At 62.8% G+C, this 15190-nt stretch carries 16 protein-coding genes; 4 read left to right on the forward strand and 12 right to left on the reverse strand.

Annotated elements, in window-relative coordinates:
* Window position 1 precedes the first annotated feature (1 nt).
* The 3 genes from B208_RS0119350 to B208_RS0119365 form a co-directional block, all read right to left on the reverse strand.
* Complete coding sequence (locus tag B208_RS0119350; protein ID WP_007980687.1) at window positions 2–1267, reverse strand: DUF7405 family protein; 1266 nt, start codon at window positions 1265–1267, stop codon at window positions 2–4.
* Between the two features lie 94 nt (window positions 1268–1361).
* Window positions 1362–2459, reverse strand: coding sequence for a tyrosine-type recombinase/integrase (locus B208_RS0119355; RefSeq protein ID WP_007980685.1), 1098 nt, complete (start codon window positions 2457–2459; stop codon window positions 1362–1364).
* 174 nt (window positions 2460–2633) lie between these two features.
* Window positions 2634–3014, reverse strand: coding sequence for a HalOD1 output domain-containing protein (locus tag B208_RS0119365; protein WP_007980684.1), 381 nt, complete (start codon window positions 3012–3014; stop codon window positions 2634–2636).
* A 345-nt stretch (window positions 3015–3359) separates the two neighbouring features.
* Between B208_RS0119365 and B208_RS0119370 the strand changes: the two genes are divergently transcribed.
* Both B208_RS0119370 and B208_RS0119375 read left to right on the forward strand, forming a co-directional pair.
* The gene (locus B208_RS0119370) at window positions 3360–3578 is read left to right on the forward strand and encodes a hypothetical protein (RefSeq protein WP_007980682.1); all 219 of its coding nucleotides are present in this window, start codon (window positions 3360–3362) and stop codon (window positions 3576–3578) included.
* Window positions 3579–3597: 19 nt separating this feature from the next.
* A complete protein-coding gene (locus B208_RS0119375) occupies window positions 3598–3972 on the forward strand; it encodes a DUF192 domain-containing protein (protein ID WP_007980680.1) in 375 nt (124 codons plus the stop codon).
* Here the strand turns inward: B208_RS0119375 and B208_RS23985 are convergent.
* The 4 genes from B208_RS23985 to B208_RS0119390 all read right to left on the reverse strand — a co-directional run bounded on the left by B208_RS23985 (window position 3942) and on the right by B208_RS0119390 (window position 6389).
* Window positions 3942–4085, reverse strand: a complete 144-nt coding sequence (locus tag B208_RS23985; RefSeq protein ID WP_154652464.1) for an FmdB family zinc ribbon protein — start codon at window positions 4083–4085, stop codon at window positions 3942–3944. The genes B208_RS0119375 and B208_RS23985 overlap by 31 nt on opposite strands.
* Window positions 4086–4466: 381 nt before the next feature.
* Window positions 4467–5207, reverse strand: coding sequence for a winged helix-turn-helix transcriptional regulator (locus B208_RS0119380; protein ID WP_232423880.1), 741 nt, complete (start codon window positions 5205–5207; stop codon window positions 4467–4469).
* A gap of 116 nt (window positions 5208–5323) precedes the next feature.
* The gene (locus B208_RS0119385; RefSeq protein ID WP_007980676.1) at window positions 5324–5977 is read right to left on the reverse strand and encodes a hypothetical protein; all 654 of its coding nucleotides are present in this window, start codon (window positions 5975–5977) and stop codon (window positions 5324–5326) included.
* Window position 5978: 1 nt separating this feature from the next.
* A complete protein-coding gene (locus B208_RS0119390) occupies window positions 5979–6389 on the reverse strand; it encodes a DUF4870 domain-containing protein (protein WP_007980674.1) in 411 nt (136 codons plus the stop codon).
* Between the two features lie 130 nt (window positions 6390–6519).
* On the opposite strand from B208_RS0119390, the gene B208_RS0119395 reads away from it, so the two are divergent.
* Window positions 6520–7299: a helix-turn-helix transcriptional regulator gene (locus B208_RS0119395; protein ID WP_007980672.1), complete on the forward strand. Its 780-nt coding sequence runs from the start codon at window positions 6520–6522 to the stop codon at window positions 7297–7299.
* Window positions 7300–7304: 5 nt separating this feature from the next.
* Here the strand turns inward: B208_RS0119395 and B208_RS0119400 are convergent, their stop codons facing one another.
* On the reverse strand, window positions 7305–8318 hold the full coding sequence (locus tag B208_RS0119400) for an NAD(P)/FAD-dependent oxidoreductase (RefSeq protein ID WP_007980670.1): 1014 nt from the start codon (window positions 8316–8318) through the stop codon (window positions 7305–7307).
* 441 nt (window positions 8319–8759) lie between these two features.
* On the opposite strand from B208_RS0119400, the gene B208_RS0119410 reads away from it, so the two are divergent.
* Window positions 8760–10583 carry a helicase HerA domain-containing protein gene (locus B208_RS0119410; RefSeq protein WP_007980668.1) on the forward strand — a complete coding sequence of 608 codons (1824 nt, stop codon included), beginning with the start codon at window positions 8760–8762 and terminating at the stop codon, window positions 10581–10583.
* Here the strand turns inward: B208_RS0119410 and B208_RS24535 are convergent.
* From B208_RS24535 to B208_RS0119430, 4 genes are all read right to left on the reverse strand, one after another.
* The gene (locus tag B208_RS24535) at window positions 10580–10741 is read right to left on the reverse strand and encodes a hypothetical protein (protein WP_007980666.1); all 162 of its coding nucleotides are present in this window, start codon (window positions 10739–10741) and stop codon (window positions 10580–10582) included. The two genes, B208_RS0119410 and B208_RS24535, sit on opposite strands and share 4 nt — an antisense overlap.
* Window positions 10742–10781: 40 nt before the next feature.
* The gene (locus B208_RS24975) at window positions 10782–10907 is read right to left on the reverse strand and encodes a hypothetical protein (protein WP_007980665.1); all 126 of its coding nucleotides are present in this window, start codon (window positions 10905–10907) and stop codon (window positions 10782–10784) included.
* Window positions 10908–11375: 468 nt separating this feature from the next.
* Window positions 11376–13166, reverse strand: a complete 1791-nt coding sequence (locus tag B208_RS0119425; protein WP_007980662.1) for an asparagine synthase-related protein — start codon at window positions 13164–13166, stop codon at window positions 11376–11378.
* Between the two features lie 105 nt (window positions 13167–13271).
* A complete protein-coding gene (locus B208_RS0119430) occupies window positions 13272–15137 on the reverse strand; it encodes a bacterio-opsin activator domain-containing protein (protein ID WP_007980661.1) in 1866 nt (621 codons plus the stop codon).
* Window positions 15138–15190 lie beyond the last annotated feature (53 nt).

A 15190-nucleotide genomic window follows, 5' to 3' on the forward strand; every position in this document is an offset into this window, starting at 1 on the left:
GTTATGTCGGGTTCGGCGTCGGAAGCGAGCGAAGCGAGCGCGGCGGGACGAGGAAGTTTCCGCGTCGAGTCACGGTCATGTACTGGAGGATGCCGTTGTTCAGCCGTTGACCCACGGAGGAGTTTCCGGCGAGGTCGTCGCCGTTCATGGCGGTGCGCGTCGATTCGAAGTCCTCGATGGTGCGCTGGAAGGCGACGAAGTGGAGACCCGCCTTGCCGCCGTCCGTCGAGTCGAAGTCCCGTCGGAGGATGACCGGTGAGTCGTCCTTTCGAGCTCCGGCGGCCTTCTGGGAGTGGCCGACCATGCCGCGCTCTCGGGCGTGGTCCTCCACGTGGTCGATACACTCGTCCGTCATCTCGCTCGAATCGCCGAGATTGTTCCCGACGCCTTCGACTTTCCCCTCCTCGGCGTGCACCGGACAGAACATCTTGCCGACGCGCTGGTCGCGGCTGTCCTGTTCGTACCACTGGTCGAGGTGCAGTTCGATGTTGGAGATGTGTTGGGTGGTCCCGCCCGCGAACGGTCCGTCCTGAATCGTGATTCGGTCCTCGCTCGCCTGATTCTTCTTGAAGCCGGACTTGAACCCCATGTAGAGCGGCGCGTCTTCCGGGACGGGGTTCGAGTCGGGAATCCCGTTCACGTCCTGATGGTCAGCGGGCAGGCCGTCCCCGACGAATCCCGTCCGTCGGTCCGCCTTCTCGAACACGTCCGTGACGCCGCTCACGTCCACGCCGTTCAGTTCGTCGCGGTTTCCGAGGAGCGCCTCCTCGGCCGCGAGGACGAGCTGTGGATGGTCGCTTTCGAGTTGCACCACGGCGTCCTGTTCGTCCAGTTTCGGGTCCTCGAACGACGCGAGCGCCTTGGGTTTCGGGAGCACGTCCGTCGCGCCGAACCGTTCGAAGTACGACGGCGAGTAGCCGATGGAGAACAACAACCCGTCGTGGCCGCGCTTGTAGGCGCGTTCGAGGCTCCGAAGCGACCGTTCGACCGTCTCACGCTCGGCGTCGGTCGGCGTGCCGTCGCCACGGTAGTTCAGGAAGAGCAGGATTTTGTGACGGGCGGCCACGTTGTTGCCGTGGTCGTCCGTGGCGAGAAACCGATTCCACGCGTGCTGTCGCTCCGGGAGCGTCGAGAGGTCGGACGGTCCCTTCGGTACGTCCGGCATTCCGCCCCGGTCGAGACAGGCCGACAGCGCCGCCGACCCGCCGATGGCGACGGCCGCTTTCATGAACTCGCGCCGGGGGATTCCTCGCGTCGATTCGCTCATCGTTCGACACTAGCGAGTCGGCGAGAAAAGGGGTTCTGGTACACCCGTCGAAAAGGGTCGAGAAAACGCGATACCGGGCAGACGTCGGCGCGAGTCAGCCCTCGTCCAGTACGTCGTCCACGCGCTCCGCGGTCTCGCTGGCGCGGATGTTCGAGTAACTCTCGTGGGTCGTCGTGATAGAGGCGTGACGGAGCGCCGACTGGGCCAGTTCGGCGTGTCCTTCGCTGTACAACTGGTGGCCCAGTCCGCGCCGCGCGCCGTGCGGTTTCAGGTACTCGCCGTCGATGTCGAGTCCGGCCGACTCGCAGAGGCGTTTCATCAGGTTGCGCGCGCCGCGGGTGGATATCGCGGGGAGGACGATTTCGTGGTCGCGTATCACGTCGTCGATGTCGTTTTCGTCGAGTAATTTCTCGACGCGCGATTCCGAAAACTCCTCGCCTAACGCCTCCCGCGCGACTCGGTACTTCGAGGGTGCGTGGTCGGTTGGAAACACCGGAAACCGTGGTGTCGGCGGGTCGTACACCCGATGATAGCGCTCCAGCGCGTCCGCCGCCTTCCGCGGCAGTTGGGCGTACTCGTACTCGCGCGATTTGCCGAAGACGCGAACCGAACCGCCCTCGATGTCCACGTCGTCCCACGCGATGCCGCTCCGCTTGTCGTCCGCCGGGTCGCGGAACACCTCCGCGCCGCGGACGCCGGTCAGCGCGAGCAGTCGGACGAGCGCGCGGTCGCGGTAGGCGCGTTCGCGCGAGACGTCGGCCTCGCCGTCCAGCGCCTCCTCGACGCGGCGGTCCATGAACGAGAGTATCGCGTTGCGGTCGCGGGCCGACCAGAACTGGCGGTCGGCGTCGGCGGTGTCCTCCGGCAGTTCGGCCGTCGCCCGCGAGACTGCGGCCGGGTTTCGGGAGATGAGTTCGTCCGCCTCACAGAAGCCGAGAAACGCCCGGACGTAGGCGTAGTAGGTGTGTGCCGTGGACGATTTTACCTCGCCGTCGCGCACCTGTCGCTTGAGATGTCGCGCGTAGCGGCGGCAGTCGATGACGTCAACGGAATCGAGGTGGGTGACGTCGCGCTCGCGGGCCAGCCAGTGCTCCCATCCCTTCAGTGCGGACCCGGCGTTGGCGCGGTAGTTGCCCGCCTCGATGCTGGTGAGATATTCCGCTATCGCGTCGCCGAGTTTCTTGTCGCTCATGCCAGTCGAGGGTCGTAGATCCCCCCGAGTTCGTTGCCGCATCGGGGACACGTCACGTTCGATTCGTCGTCGACGAAGCGTCCGACCGGGCCGAGATATCCACAGGACGGACACCGCCGTATCGGTAGCTGAATCATCGCATTACCGTCCCGTGGGAGCGGGAGCGACAAAAATCTACGTCCCTTCGCTGGCGTCAGGGGCGTCGGAGGCGTCGATGACATCGGGGGCGTCGATGACGTCGCCGACGTCGGGCAACGGACGGACCGAGATGTGTCCGTCGCTCCTGATGAAAACGTGATACCCCTCGAAGGTGAATCCGACGCGACCGCCGGTTCGCGGAGCCCCGTCGCTGCGCGGGGAGAACAACCCGTCCAGCGCGTCGGGGTCGAATCGGTCGTACAGCGGACCGATTTCGGTCGGGTCGGCGTCCATCGCCTCGGCGATGGCCGTCATGACGGTCGTACTGAGCTGTTTCGAGTCGGTCCAGTCGTGGCACGTGTGATACGTTTCGGGGGCCGTTTCCGCGGGGTACGTGTGCTTACCTGAGTTGGACATTGGAACATCCTCCCGTGGGGCACGGGACTCTGTGTCTCACATACACCCCGCGAAATCATAAATCATCGTCAGACAATCATGAACATCAGTCATACGCCTCAGCGGAAGAAAGGCAAGACGTGAGCACGGTTCGCAGAAATCGGCTGTCTTACGGTCCACAGCCACCGCTCTCGGAGCGAATCGAATGATGGCGGAGTCAGACGGAATCGAGTCGAAACGGGGCACGTGGGGTTCGGTTACGTCGGGAAAAATGGGTTCGCGCCCGCACCCACCGAGCGACTTAACCACCGGTTAGACGCGATTATCCGGCCAATAGTATTCATACTGAGGGGTGTGGAATCTATCATGTCGTTGGTCGAAATACTCTCCACGGTCAGTCATCAGTTCGTCACCCCACCCGTTCAACTCGTCAGCTTCTGGTTATCGGTATCGCTTCCGCTGGTCTACCTCCCCCTCCTTCTCAACGGGGTACGTGGAAACATCCTCCCGATATTCGTCGGGTTGCTCGCCTTGCACGTCTGTACGCTGCTTCTCGGTCACGGCTATCGAGGACAGAAAACGTGACAACGACTCGGCGAGAACGATGACCGTGCACGTCGTTCATCGACGGGACGGGGCGGAGCGGCGACTCGTTTCACGGGGCGAATACGTCACCGACCTCGGTTCGCGGGTCGGCGGACTGGTCCGACTCGCCGCGTCCGGCGACCACGCGCTGGTGTTCGAGTTCGATTCGGTCGGCGACCATCGGGCGTCGACGGTACTGACACCGCTCGCGCTCGATGTGGTCTGGACGACGGGCGGACGGGTGACGCGCGTCGCCCGGCTGCCCAAATGGACGGGGACGGCCCGCGGAACGGGGGATGCCGTGTTCGAGTTTTCGAGGGGCGTGGCCGACGACGTGGAAGCGGGCGACGAGCTGTTCGTTCGTCAGTCCCACTCGTCTCGCTCGACGGAGTAACTGCCGCACTCGGGACACACTTGATACTGTACCGAGAACGCCGTTTCACACCGCTTGCACTCGTACGGACGGTCCGACTTTTCGGCCACGCCGAACCGTCGCATCAGCCTCATGCATCGCGTTTCGAACGTGAGAGACAAAAAGCTCACCGGAGTAGAGTGAAAGTGAAATACCGTGGGAAACGCCGCGCTCGGTGCGTGAAAGCGGAGACGGCAGTCTGGGTAGGGGTTGGGAAGGCCGAAGCACGAAGACGAGTGTCGGGCGCGTCGCCCGCACACCCGTCGTTTACCACGGGAATGACAGTCGGTTGTCAGGGTACTGCTGTCGCGGTGCGGTGCAGGGAACGTCTCTGGGTTGGGAGTGACGCACGTCACTCGGAGACGGCACGGTCCGCGTGTCAGGTTGTCTCGTTTCTCGGGTGCCCCGCATCCGTCCGCACCTACGACCAGTCACGGCAGTTAAAAGGAGGTTTTGACCAGTCCTTCAAAACCGATTCAGTCGGCGTCGATGGCGTTCCCGGTATCCATGGCGGCCGCAACGTCGTCGGCGAGCGTCGTGACGACCGCGTTCCCAGCACGTTCCCGCTCGACGAGTCCGTCGTCGGCGAGGCGCTCCAAGTGATACGAGACGGTTCCCGGCGTTCGGTCGAGCGCGTCCGCGAGGTCGGAGACGCTCGCGGGACCGTCGCGGGCCACCGTTTCGAGCAGGGTCGCCGTCGAATCATCCGAGAGCGAGGCGGCTAGCTCGGGGTTCTCGTCCCCGGCCGGATGCACGCGACGTTTCCCGCGGACCGTGGTCGTCTCGACCAACCCCTCCTCTTGGAGGATTCGAACGTGGTATCGAACCGTCGAGCGGGGGATTTCGGTCCGCTCGCTCAACGCCGAGAGGGAGAGTCCGGGTTCATCTGCGATAGCGTCGTATATCTTCGCCCGGGTCGAGTTTTCGAGGGGATTCGACCCGTCGTATCGGCTGTAGCTCCGAACGGTGGTCGAACCGGGTGCCTCGTCGATGTCGGCGTACTCCGCCGCCGCGAAGACGCTTTGCGACGTGGGTCGGCCGTAGGGACCGACGGGAACCGGCGAATCGAGCGTCGGCGCGTTCGACTCCGGCTGTGCTGGTGTCGCGTGGTGCATCGGCTCGCCCGCACTCGCTGAGACGACGAACCCGAGGGGGACGGTCGCGACGAGAAGCAAGGCAGTCAACACCACGACTGTTCGATGACGGGAGGAATTCATGGTTTACCTTCTTCGAGTTCTTCGAGAAGCGGTGTGTGCACCGGGGGATTATCGCTCTTCTGGTGGCGTTCAGCGATACGAACGTGAACCGAAGGTGGAGAGGCCGTGAAGAAGGGTTAGTTTCGCTCGTAGTCCACCAGTTTCATCTCTCGGACTTTCGTCCCGTCCTCGTCGTAGATGACGCCGTACATCGCGGTGCCGTGGTCGGGCGAGTAGCAGGCATCGGTGAAAACCGAGCCGTTGACCCTGATCTCCGAGTTGTAGCACTCGATACCGGCGAACGTCTTCGTCCCCGTTATCTCGTACGTCATCGTCCCTTTCGAGGACGGGACCGTCCACGTGTTGCCGACGCGGAAGTCGTTGCCGTACACGCCGTTCATCGACGGCGAGAACATGGTCATGCTGGCGTATTCACCGCCCGGCAGGAACGCGACCTGCACCAGCGCCTCCTCCCGCGTGAACGTGGCGGTCCGCTCTTCGGTCTTCCCGTCGTGCGTGAACGAACCGCGCATGGTGATGTTTTCGCCATCGACCGACTGGACGTCCCAGACTATCGTCCCGGTCCCGGCGTCCTTCTCGTAGGTTTCGTAGGTGTATGTTCCGGGGCGCTCGAACGCGAACGGGAGGAACGCGTCGTCCACGGTCGTTCCCGCCGCGCCGTCGCCACCCGACGACCCGTCCGGGGCGGAGTCGTCGAGTTGGTTCGTAACGCCGGAACATCCGGCGGAGACGACGACCGCGACGACGATGAGAAGTGCTATCCGTCGCATGTTACGCGAGTCGGGTCGCAAGTTTGCCGAACACGGGGAGGGCAAAGCGCTCGTTCGAGTACGCCTTGTACAGCAGGAAGAGCCACGTCAGGAAGGCGGCGAAGCCGACGACGAAATACGCCAGCGAGAACAACAGGGAGAGCAACCCGCCGAGACGGGGAACGAGGAGCAACATCATCTGGAAGACAGTCATCCCGACGTACACCGCGAACAGGCCGACGCCGAAGACGATGCTCTGTGCCGCGTGGAACCTGACGAACTCGTTTTCCCCTTCGAGGAGGAAAAACAGGATACCCGTCAGGGGACTAAACAGATACGCCAGCGCTCCGGCGATGTTTTCGTCGAGTCCCGTTCCGGAACTCGAACTGGCCGATTCGGTAACGTCGGTCGTCGTTTTTGGTTCGACAGCCATGAACGAAAATGGAATCCAGGAATGATATAATTACTGAGCGGAATACTGCCGCATTACGGAACCGTCCCGGAACGCGAAACGCGGTTCGCAGAGTGAAACACTATACCGGAGAAGGACCATGTGACAGTCGATGAGTGACAGTGGGAACTCGGAAATCGTCGTCACCGCTGTCAAGCGGGCGGATACGTTGCACGCGTTGGCGGGGCGGTCGCTGACGCGTGCGGAGCTACAGGACGAAATCGACGTGTCACGGACTACGACACATCGAATCGTCCGGGAGCTGGCAGATAAAACGCTCATCCGTCGCGTCGGTGGCACGTACGAACTCACCCCCTTGGGTCGAATCGTGGCTCGGGAAGTCGAACACTTGCAGGACACAGTTACCGCCGCGGAGAAGTTAGGGGCGCTGTTGCCGTCCCTCGACCGAACCGACATCGACGTCGAACTGCTCGCCGACGCGACCATCACGGTCCAGGAGTCGGGCGACCCGTACCGGCCGGTCCGCCGTTTCGTCTCTCTGTTACGCGACTCCGGGACGCTCCGCGGGTTCGATACGACCACCATCGCGCCGATGTACGTGGACGAGATCCGCGACAGCATCCTCGACGGCATGCGAACCGAGATCATCTATCTCCCCCCGGTTATCGACCAAATCCTCGACGACCACCACGATGCGACCGAGGCGGCCATCGAGAGCGGACAACTCGACCTGTACATCCACGACGAGTTGCCATTCGGACTGGCCATCTTCGACGACCGCGTGGGCGTCGGTGGCTACGACGAAACCGGCGTCCTCCGGGTCTTCGCCGACACCGACTCCCCCCAAGTCCGGTCGTGGGCGGAATCGCTCTACGAGGAGTACCACGACAAAGCAACGTCGATTCGGGAGCACGACAACTGGGCGGGGTAACGCCGTCAGTCCGAAATCTCGTCGCCCGTTTCGAGTCCGCTCGCCAGCGCGCGGTGGACTCGACCCTCTCCAGCCACCCAATCGCCGGCGAAAAAGAGGTCCGCCGCGGCTCCCTGTCGAAGCACGTTCCTGTCGGCCCCGTCGTCCGGGAGCGCATCCCGCCAGCGAATCACGTCGTACCAGTCCGGTGCCGCGAGCGAGTGTTCGGAGAGGAGGTCGGCCGCCCGGTCCGCGACCGCGGTGGCGACCTCGAAATCGTCGTCATCGTAGTGGGTCGCCGACCAGTCGGGGGCCATCTGCACGACGAGCAGACTCTCGCCGTCCGGGACGTGACCCGGCTTGCAGGATTCGCGCGCCACCCATCCGACTTCGTGTTCTTTGTCCGCGTTCACCAGCGCGTAGTACGGTCGCTCGATGTCGAACGAGTAGTGCAGCGCGACGGAGAGTATCGGACGGTAGGGCACGTGACCCACGTGCTCGCGGAGTTCCCGACGCGCCTCGTCGTCCCACGCCGCGAGGTCGAGGAGGGACGCCGTTATCGGCGCTGGCGGGGTGAGCACGAGCGCGTCCCACGGCCCGTACTCGTCGCCGTCGTCGTCCTCGACGTACCACGCGTCGTCACGGCGAAGACCGGCGATACGGGTGTCGGTCCTGACCGTCGCGCCGCTGGCCTCGCACAACCGCTTCCCGAGCGTCCCGAGGCCGTTCCGATACGTCCACTTCGGCGTCTCCTCGTCGCGCCCTTCGGAAATCTCGCCGTCAGCGTCGAACGTCCAGACGGGACCGTCGGTTTCGACCAAGCCGTCCCCGAGTTCCCGAACGACCCGGGAGACGCGCTCGTCGTCGCTTTTGACGTAGTTCGCGCCGACGTCGTAGACGCAGCCCGCCCGCTCGTGCGTCGCGGCGCGGCCACCGACGCGCTCGTTGCGCTCGAAAACCGTCACGTCCGCGTCGTCACCGGCGACGAGCGCGACGCCGAACCCGGCGACACCGCCGCCGACGACGGCGATGCGTTTCACGTCAGGGACCCCTCGATGAACGTCGCGTTGCCCAGAATCGCCATGCTAGCCGACCGTTCGACCGCACGCGGGAAAGCGATTACGGCGCGGCGTGCAGGCTACTCCGCCTCGCTCGTCTATTCGCTTTCCAGTTCGACGGATAGTATATTTCAGTAAGAATCAGTGTTTTCTAGTATATTTTAGTGTCATACGAGAAAATTCAGTATTGAGAACAGTCGTTCAGTAAAATCAGATACGATTCAGTATTTCACAGTTTACGATAGTACACGAGTGAGAGACGGTACAATCGAGCCGTCGGTACTCGAAACTCGAATCGTCCGAACGTTTATACCGGAAGCCGCGACCAGACACGACCATCCGTCGGTGTTTCGACCCGCATCGACGCAAAATACCCCTGATGCAAAAATTGAAGGAATCTCTGTCGAATCGGGATGTAAGAGAATGGACAACGAACAACAACTGCCGGTCGGTCATCTCGTCGCCGACGACACCGAAGTGGCGATTCCGGTCGTCGAAATCCTGACAGGACGGGGATTCGTCACCGGAAAGTCGGGAAGCGGGAAGTCGAACACGGCGTCCGTCGTCGTCGAGCAACTGCTGGACGCCGGCTATCCGGTGGCCATCATCGACGCGGACGGCGAGTACTACGGCCTGAAAGAGGAGTACGAACTCCTCCACGTCGGCGCTGACGAGGAGTGTGACATCCAAGTCGGCGCGGAACACGCCGAGAAGGTCGCGTCGCTGGCGCTCGAACAGAACGTCCCCATCATCATCGACGTGTCGGGATATCTGGACGAGGACGAGGCCGACGCGCTCATCCGCGAGACGGCGCGCCACTTGTTCGCCAAGGAGAAGAAGCTGAAAAAGCCGTTCCTGCTGGTGGTCGAGGAGTGCCACGAGTACATCCCGGAGGGCGGCGGGATGGGCGAGACGGGCAAGATGCTCATCAAGGTCGGCAAGCGCGGGCGGAAACACGGACTCGGAATCATGGGCATCAGCCAGCGCCCGGCCGACGTGAAAAAGGACTTCATCACGCAGGCGAACTGGCTGGTCTGGCACCGCCTGACGTGGGAAAACGACACGAAAGTCGTCAGCCGAATCGTCGGCAGCGAGTACGGCGAGGAGGTTCCAAACCTGAACGCCGGGGAGGCCTTCGTGCAGACGGACTGGACCGACAGCGGAATTCGACGCGTGCAGTTCAACCGCAAACGGACGTTCGACGCGGGCGCGACGCCGGGATTGGACGACTTCGAGCGACCGGAGCTCAAATCCGTCAGCGACGCGCTGATGGAGGATTTGGAGGGAATCACGGAACTACAGGAACAAGAACACGACCGCGTTGCCGAACTCGAAAGCCGACTGGAGCGCAAGCAGGAACGAATCGCCGAGTTGGAAAACGAGCTGCAGACGGCGCGAGACGTGTCAAACGCGGCGCGAAAGATGGCGAACGCTCTCGCCCACGGCGACCTCGGCGGCCCCGAGGAGTTCGAGGAACGACTCCGGGAGAAAAACGAGCGAATCCGGGAGCTCAGAGAGCGCGTCGAGGAACTGGAGAACGAGCAGACGGAACTCCGCTCGTTCGGCGAGTGGAACCGCGATATCGAGGACATCGGGGAACCGGAGAGCCGAGACGACCACGACGATTACGATGACTTCGAATCGGTCGAATCGGATGCGCCGACCGACGCCGACGGAACGGACACCGCCGAATCCGACGAGTCTACCGTCGAATCCGCCGAATCCTCCGAACCCACCGACGAACGTCTCGAAACCACCGACGGAACCGCGACGGCGGGGAAGACGTGGGGAGCGAACGATTCGGAGGGACGGAAAAGCCCGGACGACAAAGGCTCGATAGAGGCCTACCAACGGGCGCTTCGGGAGCGCGGGCGGCGACTCGGGGGCGCCGTCTCGAACGATTCGGTTTCCGAAACCGCCTCGCTCGTGGAGTTAGCGAACGCGGACCCCGTTGCGGTACGAATCGACGCTGCACGACGTGAATCGTTGTGCAACGAGGACCACACGTGGGATATCGTCGAGACGCTCGCAACGGACGGACCGATGACCGTCCACGAAATCGCGGCCGCGGTAACGGCGTCCGTCGAACAGATTCAAAGCCTTCTGACGGAGCTGCGAAATCGGTCACTCGTCACGCGCAACGACGACCGTCAGTACGGCCTCGACAGGAGGGAGATGATTTCCATCATCACCGACCCCGACGAGCGGGCACATCACAGCGAGCTTCACTCGCAGTGGCGAGATTAGCGCCACTCTTCGTCGATTCCGGCGTCGCGTTCCATGTCCACGAGGCCGCGGGGTTGCCACTCGTCGTCCGCCCGGCAGCGGGAGATGAGAGCGATGCCGACCGAGAGGAACACGATGGCGATACCCAGTTCGACGAGCAGGAATACGCCGAGCGTCATCGCCGCCAATACGCGCCACAGCGTCCTCCCTCTTTCGGCGCTATTCGTCCGTCTCCGAGGGAGAGTAGAGGAATCGGAACACACCGGCGACCATCAATCCGGCACCGAGCGCCATCGCGGCGTAATCGATGGTCGTCTCCTCACCGAGAAATCCGGGGAACGCCATAAACACCACCCAGCAGACACCCAGAACGGGGAGGAGCAGAGCTGCAAGTTTGGATTTTGGAGTTTCGGTTGTCGATTTGTCGTCCGTTTGTTGAGCCACTCGTGACCAACCTGTGTCGGCATCACAGCCTGAATGCTTATACGTTACTGTTAGAACGGCCAGTATTTATTAGATTACCCGAATATAAGCCCGTTTTTTCAAAATTATCAAAAATAGTGTGGTGTAATGGTTCCGATAATTATATTCAGAAAACGGCGGTCGTCGCGTCTCCATCGAAATCCGCGAGACGAGCCAAACGAGAGACAGCATCGAGACGACCTGACGAGAGACGGGGCGAAGGGTGCACGAAGACTGTTCCGCGACCGGACGCCACGTACCGTCTCATCGCGTACCATGCGTTCGAATCGTTCAATCGGCGACTATTGAACGTTGCTATTCAGATTCAATGTATACAAAATAGTTTATATACTATTTCGCTTCGCGCACCTGAACGCGCTGACCCGCACTGGGACGGGCGGCGTCGAGGTGCTTTTGGAGCCAGAGTTCGAGCGTCGTGATCGCCGAAATCGGCTTCAAATGGTCCGTGTGCCCGTCGAGGTGTTCGTGTTGGAGATTCCGAATCGCGTTCGAATCGAAGACCTCGCGGCTACAGGCGTCGTCCAACAGGCCATCGACGAACGACCGCATCGTCGCATTGGTCCGGTACCACCGACCCATCAAACAGGTGTCCGGCCCGGTAAGCCGTTTCTTGACGTTATCGGCGACGAAACAGGCGGCGTGGAGCGCCAACGGCGACGTCGGCGGTCGGTTCGTCCGGTTGTACGGAACCGTGGCGGACGGTCCACCGACTCGCCGCGCCACTTCGAGTTTGAGGGGCGCGACGGCCGACGGAATTCGGCCGCGCGTGCCGGGAATCGAGCCGATTCGGTATCGCTGATAGGGCATCCGGGCGACGTGATTCATGAACTCGCCGTCGGCGAAGGGGACGCGGGTTCCGGCCTGACTGCGGTAGAGTCGATTCGACCGGAAGTGGGAATCGGCGAACAGTTCCCAGAGCGCGTCGAGCGTGCGATGTTCTCGCCGAGGTTGTGTGCTCTCCTCGACCACGCGACCGAGCGATTGCGTGGGGGAGATGTCCGACGAGAGGAGGGTTCGAACGTCAGCGGGGGGGAGTTGTCCTTTCTGGGCGACCAGCGCATCGACCGACGACTTGCCGGTCAGATACGACCGATAGAGCACGTCGCCGAAGAATTCGCCTTGGCTGCTTCCTTCGAACAGCACGTCCACCTGTCCCGACACGTCGTTTAAGACGGGCGGAAGGTTGACGAAGAACGACCACTGCAACATCCCGTCCATGATGTCGACACCGCGTTCGATGGTATCGACGAACTCCCCGGCGGAGTACTCACAGAACTTGTTGGGAAGGGAAAGCGACTCTGCGACGCGCTCGGCACCCGTGCGGTCCTCCTGCGTCGCGGAGTTGTCGTAGGTGAACGTTCGGACGGAACCGATTTCTCGTTTCAAGGCGGCGGCGAGCGTCCTGCTGTCGAGTCCGCCGGAGAGCCACACCCCCGTTCGCCCGTCGATAGTATCGGCGACGTTGCCGACCACTCGGCGGTAGCGCCGGACGGCCTCGTCCACGTACCCCTCCTGTGGAGCGATGCCGAAGTCCGGTTCCCAGTATCGATGCGATTCGACGTTACCGTCCTCGTACCGGAGGTACGACGCGGGGCGGAGCGACCGAACGTCGCTCACGAGCGTCTTGCGGCCGAATACGTAGCCCATGAACAGCATGTCGCTCACCGCCCGCTCGTCGACCCGCGGGTCGTGGAGCCGTGTGACGAGCGAGGAGAGTTGACTGCCGAACAGGAACCCATCGACGGACGAGTAGTAACACGGCCGCGTCCCGAGTTTATCGCTCGCGACGATGGTAGTCGTGCGGTCGGCGGCGACGAGCAGAAACGGACCGCTGAGTTTCGGAAGCGTTCGGTCGGGGTCCGCGAGCACCCGTTCGAAGATGTCGGCGGTCGAACAGCCCAGTTCGGCGCGGTTCGATACCACACCGTGGAGCATGCCGACGCGCGCGCCGTCCTGCCACGTCGTCCATCCGTTCGGGTCGCGGTCGCCGTGATGAACGAGTCCGATTCGACAGTCACCGACGGAGCGTTCCGCGGTCTCGTACCACTCCTCGTCGTCCATTGCATCGAACATCTCACCGAGTGCTCGACTGCTGACGGTACCACCGATTACGCCGGGCATAGCAGAGATGTTCACGACAGCCTATATTGTTATGAGACGCCTGCCGCGGAAGTAAGCGGTGCATACGCCAGTTCGTAGGGTGAGAAAAATGGAATCGGCCACCCCCTACTGCGAGCCGTCGCCGAAGAACTCGGCGCACAGTTTCCGCTCGGCGGCCCGGAGATGCTCGTGGAACGTCGAGCGGGAGATGTTCATCGACTCGGCGAGTTCCTCGCCCGTCACCGGTCGAGGCCAGTCGAAAAAGCCGCTGACGTAGGCCTTCTGAAGCGACGTCAACTGCCGCTCGGTGAGGGTGTCGGTCAGGCTCTCGATGAAGTCCTGTTTGGTCTTCGCCGGGCGTTCGTGGTGTCGATAGGCGAGCAGTTCCGTGCCGGAATACGACTCCTTCAGTCGCTCAATGAGTCCGCGAACGTCGGCATCCTGTGGAAACTCCGCGAGGACGCGGGACTCGTCTGGCGTCGCCGTGATGGTCTGCGTCTTACCGCCGTAATCCGACATCGTGGAGACGAGCGTCCCCGAAGGAAGGACGAACTCGAACACGGTTTCGTCGTCCTGTTCAGCGACCGGTCGCGCGTCGAGCACGTCGTCCCGGTCGTCCACGATATCGAGCACGTCGTCCGGGCCGGCCCCGCGGACCGAGAAGAACGAGACGACCGACCCGTCCTCCCGATTGGTCGATTGGAGGTAGCTGATGTCGGCTTCGGCGCGGTCCGCGATATCGACGAAAAAGAGGTCGGAACCGCGGAACGAGAACTCGGCTTCGACCACGCTGTCGGCGATGAGGATGCGGCGCGTTTCGCGGGCGTTAATGGCGCTGCCGATGGCGCGAGCGAGCGAGCGAAGCACGACCTGCTCGCGTTCGTCGAACGCGTCGGCTTTCGTCGCACACACTGCCAGAACGCCGTATTCGGTGTCGTGATAGGAAATCGGAAGGGCGGCGACAGCGGCACAGCCCTCGATTCCGAGGGTATCGACCTGTAGCTCGCCGGTCTCCAGCGCCTCGGTGACGATGGGGTGGTCGGGGTCGGGGTCACACTCCCCGGCGACGGTCCGCACCTCCACGGCGTCGGTTCGAACGTCGCGCTCGCCGATCCACGCGAAGTTGTATGGTTCGACCTGCGTGACTTGCGTACAGACGGCCGTCTCGATGGCTTCGCGGGTCGGCGCTTCCACGACCTCGCTGGTGACGTCCCCGAGCAGTCCCTCGATTCGTTCGAGCAGGTGTTCGAGTTCGGTGGCGCGGTGGTGGGCGGCCTCCTCGGCGCGCTTTCGCTCCGAGATGTCCGTCTGGAAGCCCACGAAGTGGGTGACGGTCCCCGTCTCGTCACGAATCGGCGCGATGTCCACCCGGTTCCAGAACTCGGTGCCGTCCTTGCGGTAGTTCAGCAGTTCGACCGAAACGGGTTCCTCGGCGTCGATGGCGTCGCGCATCGCGGCGACGGCATCCGCATCCGAATGTTCCCCTTGGAGGAACCGGCAGTTGTGTCCCTGCACTTCGTCGAAGTCGTACCCGGTCAGTTCCTCGAACGCTTCGTTGACGTACAACAGCGGCTGGTCTCCCGATTCCGCGTCCGCGATGGTGATGCCGACCGGTGCCTCGTTGATGGCTCGCTCCTTCAGGTCGAGTTCCGCGATGACGTCCTCGGTCGCGGCCGGGGTCGGCTCACGGAACAGTACGGTTACGCCGTCCGCGTCGGGATGGGCGGTCGCCTCGTATCGGGGGTCCGTGGCGACGGAAAACGATTCGGTTCGGTCGTTGCGAATCGCCGTCTCGGCGTGGTCGAGAATCGTCTCCCCGACCGCGGTCGGCAGCGCCGACGGGAGGCGCTCGTCGATTCCGACGCCGAGCAGTTCGCGCGCCGGGTCGTTGAGATACGTGACCCGCCAGTCGGAATCGAGGGCGAGCAGGGGGGTGGAGAGTCGAGAGAGCGCTTGACTCGCCCCCGTGTGACTCTCGTCAGGGATGTCCATACGACATCTAGGGGCCGACGGGAAATAGTAGTTCAGTTATCGGCGACACGTCT

This window comes from Haladaptatus paucihalophilus DX253 (assembly GCF_000376445.1).
In the GTDB taxonomy this organism is placed as follows: domain Archaea; phylum Halobacteriota; class Halobacteria; order Halobacteriales; family Haladaptataceae; genus Haladaptatus; species Haladaptatus paucihalophilus.